Source organism: Neobacillus sp. YX16 (genome assembly GCF_030123505.1).
GTDB lineage: Bacteria > Bacillota > Bacilli > Bacillales > Cytobacillaceae > Neobacillus.
This window is the reverse complement of the sequence record NZ_CP126115.1, coordinates 3,639,801-3,662,190: the sequence shown is the minus strand read 5'-3', so window position 1 is coordinate 3,662,190 and position 22,390 is coordinate 3,639,801. Positions and strand designations below refer to the sequence as shown.

At 37.6% G+C, this 22,390-nt stretch carries 22 protein-coding genes; all 22 read left to right on the top strand.

The window, feature by feature from the left end:
- The first annotated feature begins 200 nt into the window (after positions 1-200).
- The 22 genes from QNH48_RS17790 (at position 201) to dctP (ending at position 22,303) form a co-directional block, all read left to right on the top strand.
- A complete protein-coding gene (locus tag QNH48_RS17790) occupies positions 201-977 on the top strand; it encodes an IclR family transcriptional regulator (protein ID WP_283951379.1) in 777 nt (258 codons plus the stop codon).
- A 68-nt stretch (positions 978-1,045) separates the two neighbouring features.
- Positions 1,046-1,843 (top strand): enoyl-CoA hydratase/isomerase family protein, encoded by a 798-nt coding sequence (locus QNH48_RS17785; protein WP_283951378.1) that lies wholly within the window; start codon positions 1,046-1,048, stop codon positions 1,841-1,843.
- A complete protein-coding gene (locus QNH48_RS17780) occupies positions 1,827-2,012 on the top strand; it encodes a hypothetical protein (RefSeq protein ID WP_283955928.1) in 186 nt (61 codons plus the stop codon). Before QNH48_RS17785 ends, QNH48_RS17780 begins: the two co-directional genes overlap by 17 nt.
- Positions 2,003-2,884, top strand: coding sequence for a LysR family transcriptional regulator (locus QNH48_RS17775; protein WP_283951377.1), 882 nt, complete (start codon positions 2,003-2,005; stop codon positions 2,882-2,884). Before QNH48_RS17780 ends, QNH48_RS17775 begins: the two co-directional genes overlap by 10 nt.
- A gap of 330 nt (positions 2,885-3,214) precedes the next feature.
- The gene (locus tag QNH48_RS17770) at positions 3,215-4,087 is read left to right on the top strand and encodes a 3-hydroxyacyl-CoA dehydrogenase family protein (RefSeq protein ID WP_283951376.1); all 873 of its coding nucleotides are present in this window, start codon (positions 3,215-3,217) and stop codon (positions 4,085-4,087) included.
- 24 nt (positions 4,088-4,111) lie between these two features.
- Positions 4,112-4,879 (top strand): 3-hydroxyacyl-CoA dehydrogenase family protein, encoded by a 768-nt coding sequence (locus tag QNH48_RS17765; RefSeq protein ID WP_283951375.1) that lies wholly within the window; start codon positions 4,112-4,114, stop codon positions 4,877-4,879.
- Complete coding sequence (locus QNH48_RS17760; protein WP_283951374.1) at positions 4,863-5,696, top strand: CoA transferase subunit A; 834 nt, start codon at positions 4,863-4,865, stop codon at positions 5,694-5,696. The genes QNH48_RS17765 and QNH48_RS17760 overlap by 17 nt, the downstream gene beginning before the upstream one ends.
- Positions 5,693-6,535, top strand: coding sequence for a CoA-transferase (locus QNH48_RS17755; protein ID WP_283951373.1), 843 nt, complete (start codon positions 5,693-5,695; stop codon positions 6,533-6,535). The genes QNH48_RS17760 and QNH48_RS17755 overlap by 4 nt, the downstream gene beginning before the upstream one ends.
- A gap of 27 nt (positions 6,536-6,562) precedes the next feature.
- Entirely contained in the window at positions 6,563-7,345 is a 783-nt protein-coding gene (locus tag QNH48_RS17750) for an enoyl-CoA hydratase-related protein (RefSeq protein ID WP_283951372.1), read from the top strand.
- 10 nt (positions 7,346-7,355) lie between these two features.
- Positions 7,356-8,579 (top strand): CaiB/BaiF CoA transferase family protein, encoded by a 1,224-nt coding sequence (locus QNH48_RS17745; RefSeq protein WP_283951371.1) that lies wholly within the window; start codon positions 7,356-7,358, stop codon positions 8,577-8,579.
- A 50-nt stretch (positions 8,580-8,629) separates the two neighbouring features.
- Positions 8,630-9,796 (top strand): acyl-CoA dehydrogenase family protein, encoded by a 1,167-nt coding sequence (locus tag QNH48_RS17740; protein WP_283951370.1) that lies wholly within the window; start codon positions 8,630-8,632, stop codon positions 9,794-9,796.
- Between the two features lie 48 nt (positions 9,797-9,844).
- Complete coding sequence (locus tag QNH48_RS17735) at positions 9,845-10,606, top strand: SDR family NAD(P)-dependent oxidoreductase (RefSeq protein WP_283951369.1); 762 nt, start codon at positions 9,845-9,847, stop codon at positions 10,604-10,606.
- Between the two features lie 22 nt (positions 10,607-10,628).
- Positions 10,629-12,302 (top strand): AMP-binding protein, encoded by a 1,674-nt coding sequence (locus tag QNH48_RS17730; protein WP_283951368.1) that lies wholly within the window; start codon positions 10,629-10,631, stop codon positions 12,300-12,302.
- Between the two features lie 93 nt (positions 12,303-12,395).
- Positions 12,396-12,701: a hypothetical protein gene (locus QNH48_RS17725; RefSeq protein ID WP_283951367.1), complete on the top strand. Its 306-nt coding sequence runs from the start codon at positions 12,396-12,398 to the stop codon at positions 12,699-12,701.
- Positions 12,702-12,760: 59 nt separating this feature from the next.
- Positions 12,761-14,149: an FAD-dependent oxidoreductase gene (locus tag QNH48_RS17720; RefSeq protein WP_283951366.1), complete on the top strand. Its 1,389-nt coding sequence runs from the start codon at positions 12,761-12,763 to the stop codon at positions 14,147-14,149.
- An 11-nt stretch (positions 14,150-14,160) separates the two neighbouring features.
- Complete coding sequence (locus QNH48_RS17715; RefSeq protein WP_283951365.1) at positions 14,161-14,880, top strand: maleate cis-trans isomerase family protein; 720 nt, start codon at positions 14,161-14,163, stop codon at positions 14,878-14,880.
- Between the two features lie 45 nt (positions 14,881-14,925).
- Positions 14,926-16,287, top strand: a complete 1,362-nt coding sequence (locus tag QNH48_RS17710; protein ID WP_283951364.1) for an MmgE/PrpD family protein — start codon at positions 14,926-14,928, stop codon at positions 16,285-16,287.
- A gap of 43 nt (positions 16,288-16,330) precedes the next feature.
- Positions 16,331-17,437 (top strand): zinc-binding dehydrogenase, encoded by a 1,107-nt coding sequence (locus QNH48_RS17705; RefSeq protein ID WP_283951363.1) that lies wholly within the window; start codon positions 16,331-16,333, stop codon positions 17,435-17,437.
- Positions 17,438-17,553: 116 nt separating this feature from the next.
- Complete coding sequence (locus QNH48_RS17700; RefSeq protein WP_283951362.1) at positions 17,554-18,465, top strand: SDR family NAD(P)-dependent oxidoreductase; 912 nt, start codon at positions 17,554-17,556, stop codon at positions 18,463-18,465.
- Between the two features lie 183 nt (positions 18,466-18,648).
- Positions 18,649-20,121 (top strand): aldehyde dehydrogenase family protein, encoded by a 1,473-nt coding sequence (locus QNH48_RS17695; RefSeq protein ID WP_283951361.1) that lies wholly within the window; start codon positions 18,649-18,651, stop codon positions 20,119-20,121.
- 125 nt (positions 20,122-20,246) lie between these two features.
- Complete coding sequence (locus QNH48_RS17690; protein WP_283951360.1) at positions 20,247-21,140, top strand: NAD(P)-dependent oxidoreductase; 894 nt, start codon at positions 20,247-20,249, stop codon at positions 21,138-21,140.
- 137 nt (positions 21,141-21,277) lie between these two features.
- On the top strand, positions 21,278-22,303 hold the full coding sequence (dctP, locus tag QNH48_RS17685) for a TRAP transporter substrate-binding protein DctP (RefSeq protein WP_283951359.1): 1,026 nt from the start codon (positions 21,278-21,280) through the stop codon (positions 22,301-22,303).
- The last annotated feature ends 87 nt before the right edge of the window (positions 22,304-22,390 follow it).

The window sequence follows — 22,390 nt, the reverse complement described above, 5'->3', positions numbered from 1 at the left end:
ATAGTGCGAAAACTATTTTGTGATTTTTCTGAAATTTTAAATTTTAAACATTGACAAACATGCTTCGTGAATAATAAAATAGATTCAAATATAAAATGCAGTTTTATAATTTAATTAAACGGTCTAAAATATAATACACCGTTTTATTTTTTAGTTAAAATGGGCAGATTAAAACAAATTATTTATAAAGAGGGATGATTGTGGAAACCGTAAAAGAAAATAAATACATTATTCCTTCTCTCGTATCAGCGGGGAGGATAATAAGATACTTAAGCAGTTATAGGCATAATCGATCTACACTTGTTGAAATTAGTAAGAAACTAAATATTAACAAAAGTACCTGTTATCGTATATTGCTTACACTAACAGAGATTAACCTATTAAGTTATGATAGCGATACCAAAACCTATTCACTCGGTCCTTATTTAGTAGTTTTAGGCAAAAGAGTTGAAGAATTTATTGATTATATGCCCATCGTAAAAGAATATTTAAAACAAGCTGCGAGCATAACGAAAAGTACCTGTGCACTTGTCCAGAAATTTGACGATGAGTGGGTCTATATTGAAAAGGAAGAGCCATTAGTTCCGTTTCGAATCTCAATTAGTCTTGGTCAGAGATTTAAATTAACCTCAGGTGCCACCGGGAAACTTTTTATAGCCTATATGGACAACGAAAAGCAGCAAGAGGTTATAAATAAAACTAATTTGATAGCATTTACAGATAAAACTATAACAGATAGATCGGCATTTGAAGAAGAATTAATGAAGATACGCACCGAAGGCTATGCTATAAGCTTTGAGGAACATGTTGCTGGAATTGATGGGATTTCTGTTCCTATCTTAGATAGATCGGGCAACGTTCAAATGGCCATAACATCAGTTTTAGTTCATAATTCAAATTCACAAAATACAAATATTATACTAGCTGAGAAATTAAAGGAATTATCAAAAGAGTTATCTGAAAAGATTTATTTATAAAAATATAAGCTATTTTAAAAGATTAATAGGAATGAAATTATTCAATTTTTAGGAGGCTGGGAGAAATAATGATTTACAAACATTTAGAAGTTACGAATCACGAAGATATTATGGTTGTTACTTTGAATCGTCCAGAAGCTCTAAATGCACTAAATAAAGAAATGCTTTCAGAGCTAGACAATGTTATTACTAATGTAAAATATGATTCGAAAACATCCATTATTATTTTTACTGGATCTGGCAACAAAGCATTTTGTGCTGGAGCAGATCTTACAGAATTTGTTGATGTTGATTATTTTCAATCCCAAAAAGTAATAGAAAAAGGACAAACTATTTTTCGGAAAATGGAGCTTCTAGGAAAACCTACCATCGCAGCAATAAATGGTTATGCATTAGGGGGAGGACTAGAATTATCGCTTGCTTGTACAATCAGATTAGCTAGTACCAATGCAAAATTTGCTTTACCTGAGGTTGGATTAGGTATGATACCTGGCTATGGTGGTACACAAAGATTACCACGCATTATTGGTAAAGGTAAAGCTTTGGAGTTGTTAATTACAGGAAGAAGAATAGATGCTCAACAGGCCTTGTCTTTGGGTCTTGTTAACCATGTATATTCTCAGGAAAACCTTATGGAGGGTGCTTTTCAATTGGGAAATGAGATTTTGGAAAACAGCCAAATTGCAGTTTCTCAATTGCTCCAATCAGTAGAACGTGGTTATGATTTACCAATGGATCATGCTTTAGCTTTTGAACAAGTTTTTGATTCAGTGGCATCCTCAAGTATTGAACAAAAAGAAGGTGTTAAAGCTTTCTTGGAAAAGCGTAAACCAGTTTTTCGAAAAACAATTGATACCAATAAATAATGAAGAATGGATGTTTCACCAAAAAGATGTATCGTTAACAGTTATGCCGTTTATTATAAAGTTGCACCGTTTTACCCCTTTAGATATGATTATCAAAGGGGGTATTTTTTATGTTGAAAAGAAAAAGAATTTAAAAATTGCAAGGAATGGGGTGGGGAAATGGAGTTAAGGGTACTTCGGTATTTTGTGACAGTTGCACGTATCGAAAGTATTACCCATGCGGCTGATTTATTACATATAACCCAGCCCACGTTAAGCAGACAACTGACGAATTTGGAAGAAGAGTTGGGAATGCAGCTGCTTATAAGAGGAAAGAGAAAAATATCATTAACGGATGGTGGTAAGCTTTTGCTTCAGAGGGCAGAAGAAATTCTTGCCATCGCGGATAAAACAGAGAAAGAATTTAGAGAACACCAAAACCTTGAAGGGGGAGAGATATCCATAGGGAGCGTTGAAGCTATTACATCGGAAGTGCTCTCTAAATTGTTAAGGTCCTTTAACGCCGAATACCCTCAGGTAAGGTATACCATTTTTAGCGGGACCGAGGATGTTATTAAGGAAAAAATAGATAATGGAATACTTGATGTTGGATTTATATTGGAGCCGGCCAATATTGAGGGATACAATTTTACCAGATTGCCGCAAGAGTCACGATGGGGAATTCTCACGAACCTTTCTTCTTCTCTTGCTCAGAAAGAAAATATTAAACCAAAAGATCTCATTGGGATTCCCCTGATCATTCCTATTCGGCCTCTAGTACAAAATGAACTAGCCAGTTGGTTTGCTGATGACTATGATCAATTACATATTCTTGCAACCTATAACTTAATTTTCAATGGTGTTTTTCTCGTAGAAAATGAATTGGGAGCTGCAATATGTCTTGAAGGTGCCGTAGCCTCAATGAACTTTAACTCAGTTTGTTTTAAACCGTTTTATCCTGAATTTAAATCGGGGTCTTTAATTCTTTGGAAGAAACATAAGATTTTCAGTCCAACTACTGCCCGATTCCTTCAATTTATAAAACATGCCTTTCAGGCATAATATATAATAGAATATAGGTATTAGATATGGTTATTTATGTGGTGTTAATATGAAAGTGTACACGCTAACGCGGGGCTTTCATCATTGCCAATAAATAACCTTTTTATTTTGCAAAATATTATTTCATTAAGACTCTTCATATACAAAGGGTTACCAAGGTTATGAATTGTTTGAAAATATAGAAAAATAAAAAAATTAATTTATTTTTAATATTGACAATTGTCTGATAGGGTTATAAAATTTAAATATGAAATGAAGTTTATTATTTGATACAATTTATATTAAATATTAGATTTAGTTTAATACTTTAATGAAGGAGGTAATTAGTAAATGGTAAATAAAAAAGTAGGTGTAGTTGGTTGCGGAACAATGGGTTCAGGGATTGCTATAGTTATGGCAAGAGCAGGGTACAAAACTATTGTTCAAGACTTAGATGATTCAAAAATAGATGCAGGTTATAAGAGGATAAATAGCTTTTTCGAAGGTGGAGTAAAGCGGAATAAATTAACAAAAGCTCAAATGGTTGATTATATGGGTAACATTCAAATGACAACTAAATTACAGGATCTTCAAGATTGTGACTATGTTGTTGAAGCAGTATTTGAAGACGTGGATATAAAGCAAAGTTTATTTAAAAATTTAAATAATATATGTAAGCCAGAAACAATTTTTATTTCTAATACTTCAACGCTATCGGTTACTGCCATGGCACATAATACTGGTAGAGAGGACAAAGTAATTGGAGTCCATTTTTGCAACCCAGCTCCACTAATGAAATTAGTAGAAATTTCAAAAGCATTACAAACCAGCGAGGAAACTTACGAAAGCGTTGTCTCTTTTTCAAAATCGATAGGAAAAGAGGTTGTAACAACAAATGATACGCCAGGGTTTTTAGTAAATCTGTTCCTTGTACCATTCGAAAACGATTGTGTACGTGCATTGGAACAAGGGCTTGGGACTCCAGAAGAAATTGATAAAGTCATTAAAACCGGTTTTGGGTATCCAATGGGAACATTTGAATTACTCGATATTGTTGGATTGGATATTCACTATGAAGTTTCCATGAGTTTATACAGGCAATTAAAGGATGCTAGATTTGCTCCACCTCCATTAATTACAAAAATGATTAAAGCTGGTTATCTAGGAAGAAAAACAGGCCGCGGTTTCTATCAATATGAAAAGGTCGGAGTATTTGGGAGCTAATTTTAACAAAAGGGAGTGGTGAAAATGAGTCTTCAAAGCATTGCAATTATTGGTGAAAAGTCCAGAACAAATGAACTCAGGACCAAATTTGAACGAAATGACCGTATTCAACAAATAGCGCTATTATCCTATGAAGATAGGAGTCTATATGATTTAAAGTCTTTTGATCTGGTTATCGATACATATGAAGGTGAACACATCATTGAAAGACTTAAGTCTATTGAATCAAATCTATTACCTCAAACAATCTTGGCAGCTTTCAGTGTTTATAGGAGTACCTCAGAAATTTTACAACATTTGAACAATCCATCACGTTTTATCGGCCTCCACTTCTTCAGACTTGCACATCAAACGGACCTCGTTGAAATTATACAACCAGAAATCGATACCAATAATGAATTTCCAACAATTGTTTCTACTTTTTTAGAGAAAGCTCAGTTTGTACCTGTAACCGTAAAGGATCGACCTGGGTTATTGGCAAACCGTTTGCTAATTCCATATTTAAATCAAGCAGCACAAGTATTTGATGATAATATTGCAACCGGCATTGATATTGATAATTCAGTGAAACTTGGTCTAGGGTATCCGATTGGACCCCTGCAATTATTAGATGACATAGGCATTGATCAATATATTAGCAGTGCACAAGCCATTTATCATGAAATTCCTGAAACGAAGTATACTGTTCCTCCAATTCTTAATAGGATGCAAGAAGTGAGATTACATGGAAGAAAGACAGGAAGAGGATTTTATCAATATAAGGAAAACAAACAGTATGAGCCGCAAAAATAAGATTAAAAGTTTATCAGAAGCCATTTCTCTTGTCCAAAATGGAGATTCCGTTGCGTTTGGTGGCATGCTAATCTATCGAAGACCGATAAAAGCGGCATTAGAGCTGATTAAGCAGCAGAAAAAGGAGCTTACTTTGATGGGATGGACACTCGGATTAGAGGCTGATTTATTGGTAGGAATGGGTTTAGCGAAGTGTGTAAGAACCTCTTATTTTGGATTGGAAACGTTTGGACTCGCCCCCATGTTTCGTAAAAAGGTGGAATCCGGAGAATTAAGTGTTATTGAAGAAACGGAATCGACAATCGGAATGGGGATTCGTGCAGCACTTCAAGGAGTAGGTTTTATGACGGCAAGAGCTTTAATAGGCACAGATCTTTTAAAAGTTCGTCGGGATATAGCGACCATTACATGTCCCTATACAAATGAAGAATATCCAGCTATCCCTCCTTGGAGGCCGAAGGTAGCTATCATTCATACCGAGATGTCTGACACTCAAGGGAATAGTATCGTTTCGGGTAACAGATGTATTGACGCAGAAATTGCCCAGCTTGCCGACTTAACGATTGTCACCACTGAAAAAATAGTAGAATCACATGAGCTGCCTCCAGGTGAAACATATATCATTGGGAAAATGGTTGATGTCGTTGTAGAAGCTCCTTGTGGATCTTGGCCAACATCATGTTACCCCAAGTATGGTTTAGATGCGAAATGGTTTATTGATTATATAGAATCAGTAGAAAGCAATACGAGTAAGACCTTTATTGAAGAACTGATGTCGGAATCTTACCAAAAGGAGGAGTTGACAGAGAACTTATGAGCACAAATTGGACAATAGATGAATTACTGGTTTGTTATATCTCAAGGCAAATAAATGATGATGATTTTGTCGTGCAGGGGATGGGAACGCCATTAGTTTTTAGCGCATTTTTACTTGCCAAGCAACTTCATTCCCCAAACGTTCAATTTATGTATACAGTTGGTAACACCATTTCGCAGAATACTGGAAAACTTTCACTATCAAATGTGGAAAATAACACTATGGAGAATGCCTTGCGTTATATTTCGATGCCACAAATGCATGTTGAGATTGTACCGTCTCTTTTCCCTAAAGAGTTTATGAGACCTGCACAAATTGATCAATTTGGCAATACCAATAATGTCGCTATTGGTGAATATGAAAACCCTAAGGTAAGGCTGCCTGGAAGTGCTGGCATTGGTGATGTTGCTAGCTTTAACCATAATATCTATTACTATGTGACCAATCATGATAGACGAAGTCTAATAGAAAATCTGGATTTTTGCAGCAGTGTGGGGTATGGGGAAAAAGTAAATGAGCTAAACCGAATGGGTAAGGTAAAAAGGGGTCCCCAGGAGCTTATTACAGATAAATGTATTTTTGATTTTTCAAAAGGAACAGCTGAATTAATTTCTGTCCATCCCACAAGTTCAATGAAAGAAGTAGAAGAAAATACCGGTTTTTCATTTACTATAGCTGATTCAGTTACCGAAACCACTCCGCCAACAGAAGAGGAGTTATACCTATTAAGGGGAAAAATTGACCCATTACAATTACGAAAATTAGAATTTTTAAGTGGAAAGAGAAGGTTAGCTCATTTAAAGATGATTTTAGAAGCCGAAAAAGAGTTAAGTATATAACAATCACCATTTAGGAGGAATTTAATAATGGAATTTACTGACATCCTTTATCAAAAAGAGAGTGGAGTAGCAACCTTAACCTTAAACCGCCCCAATGTGCTAAATGTGTTCCGATTTGAAACTATCGCAGAATTATCTCAAGCGTTTGAAGATGCAGATAAAGATCCGACAATTGGTGTTGTCATATTAACTGGAAATGGAAAAGCGTTTTGCTGCGGTGGAGATATTTCAGTTTTAAGTACGCTGGACCGTAACACAGGAAGAGAATGGAACAGAAAGCTAGTTGAGCTCGCCATGTTAATGCGTGGTATTTCAAAGCCAATTATTGCGGCGATTAATGGCTATACCGTTGGTGGAGGTAATGAGCTGAATCTTTTCTGTGACCTAAGTATCGCTTCTGATAAGGCAATCCTTGGTCAAGCGGGACCAAAAATTGGCGGTTGTCCATTATGGGGAGCCACTCAGCTTCTGCCGCGTCTAGTTGGCGATAAACGAGCGAGAGAAATTGTAATGTTATGTGACCAATATACGGCTCACGAAGCTTTACAAATGGGCTGGATTAATAAAGTTGTTCCACATGAGGAATTAATGGAAGCAGCTCTTGAATTTGCAAATAAGATTCTTGAAAAAGCCCCGCAATCAATTGCCTATGCAAAGTTGTCATTAAATTATGAATCTGATTTCTTATATGCTTCTTTAACACACGGTGGAGCCATTTTAGAAAATATTTGGGGATCAGAACAATTTATTGAAGGTACCAATGCTTTTAAAGAGAAGAGAAAACCTAATTTTTTCCAGTTTAGGCAATAGGGGGGATTTCATGAGAGCCCAGCCATTAAAAGGAATTAAGGTAATTGACATTTCTTCAGCCTATGCCGGACCGTATTGTTCCATGCTATTAGCCGATATGGGAGCCGAAGTAATAAAAATAGAAAAACCTGGTGAAGGGGATCCCTGCAGAACGTGGGGGCCTCCCTTTATCAAAAACGAATCTGCATGGTTCTTGAGCGTAAATCGTAATAAGAAAAGTGTCGCGATTGATATTTTTAAGCCTGAAGGAAAAGAGCTGTTAGACGACTTACTAAAAGATGCAGACGTATTTATTGAAAATCTAAAACCATCTTCTATCCCAAAATTTGGTTTGGCATATGAACAAGTAAAAAAAATTAATGATCAAATTGTCTATTGCGCTATTTCCGGATACGGTCATACAGGGCCTTTGAAAAATGAACCAGGTTATGATTTGATTGCTCAGGCAATGTCAGGTCTTATGTCTGTTACAGGTGAATCTAATGGAAGACCTCAGCGAGTTGGAACAGCGATCACGGATATTGTTACCGGCATGATTTCTGCCTATGGTATTGTTTCAGGATTATTTCAACGTACGATAACTGGTGAAGGTTTATTCATTGATACAGCGCTGCTCGATACAGATCTTGCTTTAATGGCTCCAAGAATTACAAGTTATTTGGCTTCGGGTGAGGAACCAATCCGCAGCGGCGGTACTGATTCAGTCATTACTATTTATCAGGCATTACGAACCGCAGATGAAGATATTGTGGTAGCAACAGGAACATCTGGGATTTGGAAGCGTTTTTGTACGGCAATCAATCAACCGGAGTTAATTGATAATCCAGATTATTGCACAAATGAAAAAAGAAAAGAAAATCAATCGAATTTAATAGATTTCGTGGAACAAATCTTAATCCAACATGAGTCAAAGTATTGGCTGCAAAAGTTTAGCGAGATGAAAATTCCAGCAGCCGCAATTTTGAAAGTAAGTGATGTGGTTCAATTACCACAAGCATTAGCACGTGAAATGATCATCGGAATGAACCACCCTGTTGCAGGAAATGTGAAAATTGTTGGCTCACCTATCGCAATCAATGGCGACAAAGTAGAAATTAAACCATCTCCTTTATTAGGGCAGAACACGAACGAAGTGTTGACGGACCTTGGAGTGCCTGAATATAGATTAAAAGAATTAGAGAAAATCGGAGTTATTGAATTGTATGAAGAAAATTTAAATCAACAGGTCAAATAATACCCTTAAAATCCCGAAAATTGAATGTGTCACTAGAAAGGAGAACAGTCATGAATTTTTCAGATTTTCTGTTAAGTGATGAGGAAAAGATGATTCGTCAAACAGTAAAAGCCATTGTTGAAAAACACATTGCACCATATGCAATCGAAACTGATGAAAATAGCCGTTTTCCTTGGAAGCAAATCGAAAAGCTTTCCGAAGCAGGATTAATGGGTATCCTGGCACCAGAGGAATATGGCGGAATTAATGGTTCAAAACTTGCTTACGTCTTAACGATAGAAGAAATTGCAAAATGGTGTGCAGCAACAGCGGTTGTTTATTTTACGCAAACACACGGTTTATTGCCGGTTAGTCTTTTTGGGACAAAGGAACAAAAACAACGATATCTTCCAGTTGCAGCGGATGGTTCGAAGCTGGCTGCGTTCGCTGTAACCGAACCTGATGCGGGATCTGATGTGACAAGTATGAAAACGACTGCACGGAGGACTACTGAAGGTTATATCTTAAACGGAAGCAAGATATTTATCACAACTGGAGATAAGGCGGAAATCGTTACTGTATTTGCAAAAACTTGTGATGGTCATAATGGGTTAAGTGCTTTTCTTGTAGAAAAAGGCACTCCTGGATTTAAAGTTGGTAACCTTGAGAAAAAAATGGGTATCCGTGGCTCAAGTACAGCTTCCCTATTCTTTGAAGATTGTTTGATTCCTGAAGAGAACAGAATTGGAGAAGAAGGCGAAGGTTTTAAAATGTTAATGCAGGTATTTGACTATACCCGTATCAGTACGGCAGCCCAGGCTTTGGGAATTGCACAGGGTGCATATGATATAGCCTTCCAATATGCACAGGAAAGAAAACAGTTTAAAAAGCCAATTTATGATCATCAAGCCATTCAATTTATGTTAGTTGATATGTATACTGAAATATCTGCAGCAAGAAGTTTATTATATCAAATCGCAGCTGCAATTGACCAAGGTAAAAAGGATTTTAGTTTAGAAGCATCCCTAGCGAAACTATATTGTTCTGAGCTTGCTGGTAGAATTACAAACGATGCAGTCCAAATACTAGGTGGACATGGATATGTCATAGAGAACCATGTTGAACGTATGATGAGGGATGCAAAAATTACCCAGATATATGATGGAACAAGTCAAATTCAAAAGCTTGTTATCGGAAGAATACTTAAGAAAAATAGTAACTACGTAACAATGGTGTAATGGTAAATGTGATGTAAGTTAGTGAAAGTGCACTTAGGGAGGTAAAAGATGTTAAAGGCTTTTGATTTAAAAGGGAAGACAGCCATTGTAACAGGAGCTAGCAGAGGGCTGGGAAAAGCGTCAGCATTAGCTTTAGTACAATCAAATGCAAACGTTGTCATAACTGGCAGGGACGAAAGAACTTTATCTAAAACTGCAGATGAGCTTTCACAATACGGCAGTACAGTTACGTCATTTGTTTGTGATATAACAAACCCAGACGAGGTACTTAAACTAAAGGAATTTATTATAACAAGATTCGGAACACTTGATATTTTAGTGAATAATGCAGGTATCGTTATTGATAAGCCTTTTCTTCAGACAAGTGACGATGAAATTGACACAATCATGAATACAAACCTGCTTGGAATGATGAAGCTTACACGCATTCTTGGTGAAATCATGGTAACGAATAAGAATGGAAAAATCATTAACATCGGATCGTATGATGGCTTAGTTGGTACCCCCAACCTGGCCGCTTATGGAACTAGTAAAGGTGGGGTTGTTCAATTTACTAGGATGTTGGCCATTGAATGGGCAAGATACAAAATCAATGTAAACGTCATTTGCCCTGGATATTTCCATACATCCATGAACGATGAGGTTTTCCAGAATGAAGAAATTACAAACAAGATTTTGAAAAGAATTCCGTTACGAAGAATCGGGAAACCAGATGAATTAGGTCCATTGATTGTTTACCTATCATCAGAAGGCTCCGATTATATGACTGGTCAGGTACTTGCAATCGACGGGGGAGAAACATCAAATTAATATTGCGAAAGGGGTGAAGAAAATGTTTCCAGAAGGAAGCTATCTTACTCATGAAATTATCGAGGATTTTGTTAAAAAAGGAATTTGGAATAATATTGACCTTTATTCATTGTTAGAGGATACCGCTTCAAAAAAACCAGATCAAGTTGCTATCGTTACATATAAGGAACAAAGCGGAGATAGAACCGAAGTGACATATGGTGAGCTTTTGGAGAAGGTTAATAATACAGCTGCTGCATTTACAAAGTTGGGTGTAAAATCTGGGGATGTCGTATCCGTGCAGCTGCCCAACTGGTGGGAGTTTGCAGTCGTTAGTTTTGCTACCTTGAAAATTGGGGCAGTAATCAATGGTTTAACACCAATTTATAGACAAAAAGAAGTATCCTATATTTTAAAAATGACAGAATCAAAAGTTGTGGTTATACCAGATATATATCGTAATTTTAACTATCTTGATATGTTCATGGAACTAAAACCTTCTTTACCAGCCTTAGAGAAGATCATTGTTGTTACAGATTTGCTTGAAGATAATGATGAGGAAGATGACATTATAAATTTCCGTAAAATATTAAATTTTAAATCTGATAAAGTGATCCAACCAAGTAATACCACCCTTCATTCAAATCAGCTAGCACAGCTTGCATTTACCTCAGGTACAACTGGTGAACCAAAAGGAGTGATGCATACCCATAATACGATAGAAGCTACTGTGCGAAGTTTTGTAAACCACATGGACTTATCAAAGGGTGTGAAAAATTTGGTTGTATCACCAGTAGGACATCAAACAGGCTTCCTTTGGGGGACCCTGATGACGGTCATGCTTGAGGGAACGATCGTTTATTTGGATACATGGAATGCCGAAAGAGCATTAAATATTATGCACAAGGATCAAATCTCAACAATGGTTGCTGCTTATCCATTCCTGCATGATGTGGCAAAGCTTAATGATATTGAGACAAGAAGACCTGAAACATTGAAATTAGTCTGTATTCCAGGCGCTCCAATCCCAAGACATATGGTCAGTGTTTGTGCCAAAAACTTAAATTGTGTTGTGGCGCCTGCATGGGGGATGACAGAGTATGGAATAGCGCTGGCCGTTTCACCTTCAGATCCAGAAAGTGGTTTCGTTACTGACGGAAGACAAGTGAATGGGGCCCAAGTGAGAATTATTGATGAAAATGATTTGGCTGTACCAGCAGGTGTTGAAGGAAACCTCCAAATTAAAGGAGGAGGGTTATTTATTGGTTACTATAAACGTCCAGAGAAAACGGCTGAAAGCTTTCAAGGGGATATGTGGTTCGATACAGGTGATCGAGCAACGGCCGATGAAAAGGGATTTATTGCGATCACAGGAAGAACAAAGGATATCATCATTCGTGGCGGTGAAAATATTCCTATCTCAGAAATCGAAAACCTATTATTTAAATGGGAAAAGGTAAGCGATGTGGCTATTGTTGCCATGCCAGATGAACGACTTGGGGAAAGAGCATGTGCTTATATCGTTCCTAATTCAGGTAAAGTTACTTTTGAAGAAATGGTTCATTATTTATTGGCCCACGGGATTGCCAAGCAAAAATTACCTGAGCGCTTAGAGCTTACTGATGAATTACCAAGAACAGCAAGCGGAAAGGTACAAAAATTTGTTCTTCGTAATAACATCAAGGAAAAACTAGCACAGTCTAATCCAGTTCAATAAGAGAAATAGTAAATAGTAGAAACCTTGGCTGAAGTTAATTATCTGAATAGTAGGAATGTTAAAAAAACAATCTAATTTAAGGGAGGAAGAATTGTGAGCGTATTATATGTTGTACGTTGTAACTTTAATGATCCGGAGACTGAGGAAGAATGGAATAAGTGGTATAGCACTTGGAAGAGAGATGCATTGTTAGGAGTACCTGGATTTAGGAATGTAAAGAGGTGGAGAGCAGTTGGTTTAGATAAAGCAGTTAAATATATGGCAACTTGGGAGATTGATAGTTTAGAAGTTCTACAATCAGAGGAATATAAGGCAATATGGGGATGGGGAAAATGGAGAGATAACATAACTGATTGGACACGAACCCTTTATGAAGAAATCCCACCGGGAGAAGAATAAGGTAATATCCTCAGTCACAAAGCACGAATCTATTAATCTTTTCAGGGAGTGGATATAAGATGAGAAACCATATGTGGGATGTAGTTGTAATGGGTGGAGGTATTGCCGGATTGACAGCAGCTCGTCATGCCCAAGAGCTGGGAGTTGAAAGAGTATTAATCGTAGAAAGAGGAAATGATTGTGGCGAGAATAATGCGAGAATTTCCGGGGGGCTTATACATCCGGCATGGATGGATATGAAGGATGAGCCAGACGTAATCTATCAAGCTATCATGGATATTACTGAAGGAACCGCTGTTCCTGAATTAGCTAGAGCATATGCTGATACATGTGAGAATGCAATTGATTGGCTTATTGACCAAGGGGTTTCAATTGATGCTAAGAATAGTGATGTTCCTTATATGAGATGGGCAACTGCTCCACATCATAGTGGTACTGGTAAAAGAATTGACCCTACTAGAGGACCAGATAAAATGATCCAAACCTTGTATTCTAACTTCCTTTCAAATGGTGGAGTTGTTGAATACAATTCATCCATTATCGATGCTGAAAATACAGACGGATATTGGGAGGTAAAGGTTGTAAATAATGAAGATTCACAAGTTACTACCAAAAAAGCCCAAAATCTTGTTTTAGCAGATGGAGGATTCCAAGCAAATAAATGGCTAGTAGACCATTTTGTAGGACCAAATGCTTCAAAAAGTGTACTTAGAAGCCAATCAAGTCAACAGGGAGATTCCTTATTAATCGCACTGAAAAACGGTGCTAAGGTAGTAGGTATGGACAAAATTTACGGCCATGTTGTATCAAGGAATGCAGAAACAAATGACCTTTTGTGGCCATATCCCCCTTTAGATAAAATGTCCCTTGTATCAGCCGTTGTTAACAGTCATGGTGAACTGATTGATGAGCAATTTTCTAATGGGATCGCCCTGTGTAATGCACTTGCAAAATCTGCGGATCCCATGAGCTATTACGCAGTATTTGACGATTTGGTATGGGAGCATGAAGCGAAGGATAATCCGTACGGGTCGCCAGTACCAAACCCAGACTTAGTTGAAAGAGGCGGAGAAATCTTTCAAGCTAGTTCTATTGAAGATTTATCAAGTCAAATTGGTGTAGAAAATCTTAAGGACCTTGTCGAGCAGCATAATGCTTTACATGATACTCAAAATATCCGCAAAAAGATAACTAGTGCTCCATACTATGCAGTTCCAATTGCACCAGGCATTACTTTTACAATGGGGGGAATCCTCACAAATGCTGAAGGTGAGGTTTTAAATAACAAAGAAGAAGCTCTCCCAAATTTATATGCAGTTGGCTCTTGTACGGGTGGATTAGATGGTGGACCTTCAAACGGTTATGTTGGTGGCTTAGCTTCTAGTTTAGTTTTTGGATTAAGAACAGCAAGGAATATTGCTTCCAAAATAAAATTAGCGACTATTTGAGGGGGTAAAAAATGTATGGTTATAAAGGAAAAATAGGACTTTTGGTACCATCTTTGAATACGACATTGGAGCCAGACTTTAACCGGCTGGCTCCAGAAGGAGTAACAGTTCATTCTGCCAGGGTACCAACTGAAGTTCATGGTACTTTTGAAACACTTGAGAAGATGGGGAAGAATGCATTAGCTGAAGCGGAGCAGTTGAAGGATCTTAAACCTGATGTATGTGTTTTCGGCTGTACAAGTGCAAGCTTTCTAAATGGGGCAGTTTGGACGATGGCGTTTGAGTCTAAGCTAGAAGCATTATTGAGTGTCCCAAGCGTTACCACTGCAGGAGCAATGGTTGAAGCCCTGCATGCGTGTAAGTTGAAAAATGTTGGTGTTGTTACCCCTTATGTGGAGGCAAACAATGAACGTCTTAAAAAATACTTAAATGAAGAGGGCTTTGAAGTAGATAGCTTTCATGGTTTTGAAGTTTTAGATATGTATTCACATGCTGATATACCAGAAGCGGATATTTACAGAGCCGGGCTACAAGTAGGCTCAAAAAGTAGTGTTGATGGTGTATTCATAGCATGTACCCAGTTAAAGGCTGTTCCCATTATTAAGGAATTAGAACAAGAGTTACAAATACCTGTCTTAACAGCTGTTCAGGTTAGTATGTGGTCAGCTCTTAAGAGATTAAATATCGAATCAAATATAGTGAATTATGGCTCTTTATTTACAAGAAAATAAGTTTACTAGTAGCCTATGGTCTCAAGTACCAAGGAGGAATAAATTATGCTTGCAGAATCAACGAAATTATATGAAAAGGTACAAACTTTGAAATGGGATACAGATGACTGCTTTGATTTTTCGAAGAAAGTCCTTTATGACTGGTTTATTAACGTTTCACATGGTACAAAACTCCCATTAGTTAAAGAGCAGCTCCATAAAGGTAAGGGAGCATGGACTGCATCTCAATTTAATGCACTTTGTCTTGGTTCAGCAAGTCATTCAGTTGATTTTGATGACACACTAAGTAGTTCTGCTGTACATCCTGGGGGCCCTATTTTTGCAGCTTTGTTCAGCGATTATGAAGATGATGTCGTACACAATGGGATGGATATTATTGAAGCAACGATAAAAGGCTATGAAGTTGCTGCCCGATTAGGAAGAACGATAAATCCGTTTCCGCATAAATCTCATCATAATAGAGGCTTCCACCCTACAAGTACTGTAGGAGTATTTAGTGGTTTGATCGCAAAAGGAACATATACGAAAGCATCTGAATCTGTGATGAAAAACGCAATGGGAATTGGAGGAAGCTTAGCCTCAGGAATAATGGCATTTCTAGATGATGGATCGCCAATTAAACGAATTCACCCAGGAATTGCGGCTGTTCATGCCCTTTGGGCAATTCAATTAGCTGAAACCGGTATTACAGGTCCAGCTTATGTATTTGAGAGTAGTCATGGTATGTTACATGCCATGAGTGATCATATAGATGAAAACGCTCTAACGAAAGAGTATGACCGGCCGTTAATCTTTGAAACTGCTCAGAAATATTATCCGTGCTGTCATCATATTCACCCAGCCTTAGACGCTGCGAAGGAATTTTTAGAAAAGGAAGATGTCCAGAATATAGCTAAAATTATTGTGCAAAATCCAACTGCTGCAAATGACATGGTTGGTTTTCCATTGGAAAAGAAACGACTTCCTAAAAGTCCTGTCGAAGCTCAAATGAGTCTTCCGTATACGTTAGCTGCATTCTTGTTGGATGGAGGAAAGTTGTCTTTATCTGCATACACGGAGCGGTCTATGAAGGATACTTTGATTTTAGATTTAGCAAATAGAATATTTGTAGAATCTGATGTGGACTTAGACAAGAGATTTAACCATACTTGCTGGCCAGTTGAGGTCACATTTGAGTTAAATAATAACTCTGTTCTTACCTTCACTGAAGAATTTCCAATTGGGTTTCCTCAAAAGCCACTCACGTGGGAACATTTAGATGAGAAAGCTAGAATAGTAGAAGTTTATAATGAACTTAAAGAGATTCAAAATCTTATACGACAATTAGAATCACTTGATCAGGACGGAGTTAAATTCATTCATGAATTTGCGCAGGGGTTGATTGACCAAACTCAAAGAATTATATAGGAAGAATGAATGTAAATCTAATAATAGTAGTAGGAGTGGTTTGGTGAAGGGGAAAGTTGCAGTCATGTCTGAACCTATGAAAATGGAAGTTCATGAATATGAAATTCCTGAGCCGGAAAAAGGTGCCATTGTTCTAAATGTATCAAGAACAAATGTATGCGGGTCAGAACTCCATATTTGGAAAGGAGAACATCCGACAAAGAAAAAAGGTGTACTCGGTCATGAGATGGTTGGGACAGTCTATAAGTTAGGTGAAAATGTGACAACCGATTATGCAGCAAGACCAATTAATGAAGGAGATAGAATAGCAGCTGTCTATTTTTTGACATGCAGAAAGTGTAATTTTTGCAGACGTGGGAATTTCCCTCTTTGTGAAAAAGCTTTAACTTTCTGGGGGAAGGGACCAGAGGAATTTCCACATTTTCATGGAACTTTTGGCAGCCACTATTATGTTCATCCTGATCAATATTTTTATAAAGTTCCAGATAATGTTCCCGATATAGCAGCTGCAAGTGCAAATTGTGCTCTATCACAAGTTTATTTTGGACTCGATAAGTCCGGCCTTTCTTATGGTGACTCGGTTGTTATTCAGGGTGCAGGTGGTCTTGGCCTAAATGCTGCAGCAGTAGCAAAGGAAAAAGGGGCAAAAGTTATTATCATCGATGCGGTTGAATCAAGACTCGAAATGGCAAAACAATTCGGTGCCGATCATGTTATTAATTTAAAGCAATATGATACTGTTGAAAAAAGAGCGGAGGCAGTTCGTGAATTGACAGATAGAGTAGGAGCTGATCTTGGGATTGAACTAAGTGGAGTTCCAGCTGCATTTAGTGAAGGAATACACCTAATTCGCAGCGGTGGTAAGTACGTGACAATAGGAAATGTATCCACTGGTAAATATACGGATTTTGATCCAGGATTATTAACGAGGAAGTCGATTCAAATTATTCCAATCGTTAGGTATGACCCTTGGTATTTAGATAAAGCATTAACATTCCTTTCAAAGAATATTAACAAATATCCTTTTATTAAAATGATGGACGGGGTGTTTGAGTTCAGTTCTATTCAAGAAGCACTAGATAGGTCAGTGTCAAGAGAGGTTACGAGAGCTTCTATTGTTATGGAAGCAAGTGAAATAGTAACTTTATAGTACCGGACGTCAGTTCGTCTAATGAACATCAAAAGGGAATGTGCAGACGTTGTTAAAAGTAATTCAACTATAGAGTAAATGACAAGCCCATATTGCTTGAAAAGAGGAGAATAACCATGAAAGAAATAGCGGGAAAAACTGCTGTAGTAACTGGTGGTGGTAGCGGCATTGGGCGTTCAATTTCCCTTGCCCTAGCGAATGCAGGAGCAAATGTGGTAATTGCAGACATTGAGGAAGAAGCTGCTAAGGCTGTTGCTGAAGAAGTTATGGCATGTGGTGTAGGTTCATTTGGAATGCAGGTTGATGTATCAAAACTAGAGGATGTAAAAGCATTGTCAGAAGCGGTATACGATAAATTTAAATCAGTCGAGATTCTTTGTAATAATGCTGGGGTCACTCTTCGTCCGTACAGGAATCATTGGGACTACAGCTATGAAGAATGGAAATGGGTGATGGATATAAATTTTTGGGGAGTGCAGCATGGCCATATGGTCTTCGTCCCTAACATGTTAAAAACTCCAGGAGAAAAGCACATTGTGAATACGTCTTCTGTGGTGACATTGTATACAAATGTAAAGCATGCGGCGTATTCTTCCACAAAGGCGGCCATTGATGGCCTTTCCCAGTGTGCTAGGGAAGAATTGAAACCATATGATATAGGTGTTTCCCTTCTTCATCCAGGGAAAATACGCACAAGACTAGTTACAAGTGATCGGCTGAGATTTAATGATCAGAAAGATGCACAATACAATGTGGATTTGTGGAGCGATGGATTTTCAAATTATGATCCTGATAAATCTAAAACATTTTCAACTTCTGATATAAAAAAAATAGTCGAGATGGGAATTGACCCCGACATTGCGTCCACTCCTTATGAATACATACAGCCGACTAATGTAGGGACGTATGTAGTGGAAGGTATTCTCAAGAATAAAGCCCATATTGTGACTCACCCGCTTCCGATTGATAGAATCAAGTCGCGTTTCGATGGGATACTAGCTGCAGAACCTACCTATCCGATTAAATAATTTTACTTTCAATGTTAACATTCAGAAATGGGTTAGGTGATTGCCGAGGAGAGAAGAATCTCTAAAATTTTTTGAATACTCTAATTTTTTGATAGTCACCAGAATAACTAAAATCAATAAACGACATCAATATATCCCGAGTTATCCAATTAAATAAATGCATTAATAACAAGGAAGGTGTTAATGATGAAGTCCATATCTGTTGAACAAGAATTAATGTTAATTAACGGAGAAGGGAAGGAAAGTATAAATTTAGCGGTTTACCCTGTGGAAACCCCAGCTAAAAGAGGCACTGTCATCGCTGAAGTACCTAGAGCTTCTGCAGAGGATGTTGATATTGCAGTAAAAGCTGCGCATGAAGCTTTTAAGTCTTGGCGGGAAGTTCCGTCACATGAACGCGGAAGACTACTATATAAGATTGCTGATGCAGTGGAAGAACAAATAGATGATATTGCAAGAACGATCGCTGCTGAGACAGGAAATGCAATTGGTACTCAATCAAGAGAAGAAGTGAAAATTGCCGTTGAAGTTTTTCGCTACTTTGCTGGGATTGCAAGTGAGTTAAAAGGCTCCATGTTACCTATAGATGATAATTTAATGGCTTATACACAACGTGAGCCATATGGGGTTGTCGGGGCAATTGTACCTTGGAATACACCTTTCCTTCTGTCAACAAATAAAATTGCTCCTGCAATCATAACGGGTAACACGATTGTTTTAAAAGCAGCTAAAGAAGCTCCCCTAGGAGTCTTGAAGCTTGCAAAAATTTGTGCGCGATATCTACCTAAAGGTGTTGTGAATGTACTTACTGGATTTGGGGCGGAATTAGGTGATGCATTAGCAAGCCATCCTCTTGTACAGAAATTATCTTTTACAGGATCAACTGAGGTCGGAAAAACAATTATGCACAAAGCTGCTGACCGGATTATCCCTGTTACGCTTGAATTAGGTGGTAAAAATCCACAAATTGTATTTCCAGATGCAAATAGTGAAAAGGTTATCGAGGGTGTTATTTCAGCAATGCGTTTTAGCCGCCAGGGCCAATCATGCAGTTCTGGAACACGTTTATATATTCATACTTCGATATTTGATTCGTTTGTTGAGAGGATTCTGAATAAATTAGGAGAACTTAAAATTGGCAATCCATTAGATGAAGAATCAGATATAGGATGCGTTATTAGTGAAAAACAATTTAAAAGTATATGCAGATATATTGAAGAGGGTATTAATGATCAAGATGTCGAGCTTTTAATGGGAGGGCTACCACCTAAGGAAGGTCCATTAGCGGAAGGATATTATCTACAGCCTACCGTTTTTTATGTAAAAAATCATAATCCAAGATTGGCTCGAGAAGAAATATTTGGTCCAGTGTTAACGATTTTTAAATGGGAAGATGAGGCTGAGGTCATTCAGGCTGCTAATAATAGCTCTTACGGACTGACTGCATTTGTTTGGACAAATGATATAAAAACCGCTTTAAGAACGGCAAATAAGATAGAGTCAGGATATATCCAAGTAAATCGTGGCGGAGGTCAAATGGCAGGGCTTCCTTATGGTGGATACAAGCAAAGTGGTTTAGGTCATGAGTTTTCCTTAGATGGTATGCTCAATAGCTATACACAAATCAAAAGTATCTTGATTAATTTGAATGATTAATCATTAGATACATGGTTAAGGACGGGCTGCCTCCATCCAAAGAGCGGCCAGGTCCTTGTGCTAGCCTTCCAAATTAGTGGATGGCAATCGAATTCATAGTCCTTATTATACGGGAGGAGTTAAGTTTGACTTATACAAAAGTAGGTTTTATAGGCTTAGGAAATATAGGTTTTTTAATGGCCAAGAATATGGTGAAAGATGATGGAATCGTTTTAAATGTTTATGATATCAATCAGCAAGCAGTGAAATCAATGTCTGAATTAGGTGCAAATGCCTGTTTATCACCAAAAGAAGTGGCCGAAAAAAGCGATGTTGTCTTTCTATCATTACCAAATTCGGCGATAGTCGAAAAAGTAATTCTTGGAGAGGGTGGCGTTCAAGAAGGTCTTTCTTCTGGTGGAACCATTGTAGATTTAAGTAGTGCTGAACCATCTAGCACAAGAAAAATTGCCGGAATTCTCAGTGAAAAAGGTATCACTCTGTTAGATGCTCCTGTAGCTGGTGGTACTGAGGGAGCGGCAGTGGGCAAACTAAGCATAATGGTAGGTGGTCATGAAAACAGACTCAATGATATCATGCCACTTTTTAAAACTATAGGTGAAAAAATAATTTATGTCGGTCCTATTGGATCGGGTCATGCACTTAAAGCTATCAATAATTTACTGTATGCCACAATTATGGTTGCTTCTTTTGAGGCAGTAACCCTTGGGGTAAAAGCTGGTATTGAAGCGAACAAAATGATAGAAGTATTAAGCGCTAGCTCAGGCCGAAATTTTGTTGTTGATGTGAAATTTAATAGCATTCTATCACGAGACTTCAGTCCAAAGTTTACTACTAATTTATTACTCAAGGACATGGATATTGCCCTTTCTTTGGCAAAAGAAAAAGGTGTTCCGCTTTCATTAAATAAGTTTGCTCAACAAATAGTGGTTAGAGGTCAGCAGAAAGGATTTGGGGAATTAGATCATACTGCAATAATAAAGCTGTATGAGGAACCTTCTGGTGTTGTAGTAGAGTAAAAATCTATGAATGAAGTAAGAAATTCTATGTATCTATCAAGGAGATCAGAAATGAAAGGCTAATTGTTTTTGAAACAAATATTTTAACAGAAAATTGAAAGTGCTTTCAAAAATTTTGCTTGAGGGTGGTTTATATTATGAAGAAAGTAATTAATGTTTGCATTAAAATTGCCCTATTCGGGTTATTGATTGGCGTTATCGCAGGATGTTCATCTGGAAGCAAGCCACAATCCGGTGAAACACAATCCGGTGGAAAAAGTAGTGACAAGGTGTACACACTAAAACTTTCAACAGCGATGGATTTATCGAATCCAGTAATGGCTGGATTCCCTTATTTTGAAGAGTACCTTAAGGAACATGGTGATGGCAAAATTCGAATTGAATATGTTGGTGGTCCTGAAGCGATTCCACCATTTAATCAAGGTGAGGCTATTCAGAATGGAACTGTTGATATGGCTTGGCTCCCTACCTCCTATTATGCCGAATTAGTACCAGAGGCACTTGTCGCTAATTTCAGTGAGCTCACTTATGAAGAAGAAATTGAACGCGGCAGTATAGAATATTTAAGTTCACTTCATGAACAGGCGTTGAATGCTAAGTTAGTCGGGCGCTCAGGAATGCAAAAATATACGTTTTATTTTACAGGTGACAAAAAAATTGAATCGATTGCTAATTTTAAGGGATTAAGAATTAGAGGAACAGGTACGTATTTGCCATTCGTGGAAAGCTTAGGAGCAGATGCTATTTCGATGGCAGGTGAAGAAATTTTCAGTGGCTTGGAGAAAGGAATAATCGATGGTTTTGCTTATTCTGATCCTTCCACCGAAACGTTAGGTGTTACAGATTTAGTAACGAAAAAAATGTACCCAGTGTTTAATAGAACTGACAATTTGATATTAGCAAATCTAGATACATGGAACAGCTTACCGGAAGATATACAAACGATAATCACCGATGCAACAATTCATGCTTATAATGAGATGCAAAAAGACGTTGAGAAACTTATACAAGAAGAGAATGAATTACTCGAATCGAAGGGTGCTGAGATTGTTGAATTAACGGACGGTGAAGCATATGTTCAACAAGCACTAAAAGCATCGTGGAAATGGTTATCTGAAAGAGTCAGTGATCCTGAGCAATTAGCTAAGTATTTTAGAAAATAATGATTGTAGGTTGCGTCCCAAAAAAACGATATATCTTCTTTTGGGACCATCCTTTCCTTTATGGAACAGGCTAGAAAGTGAAAATTA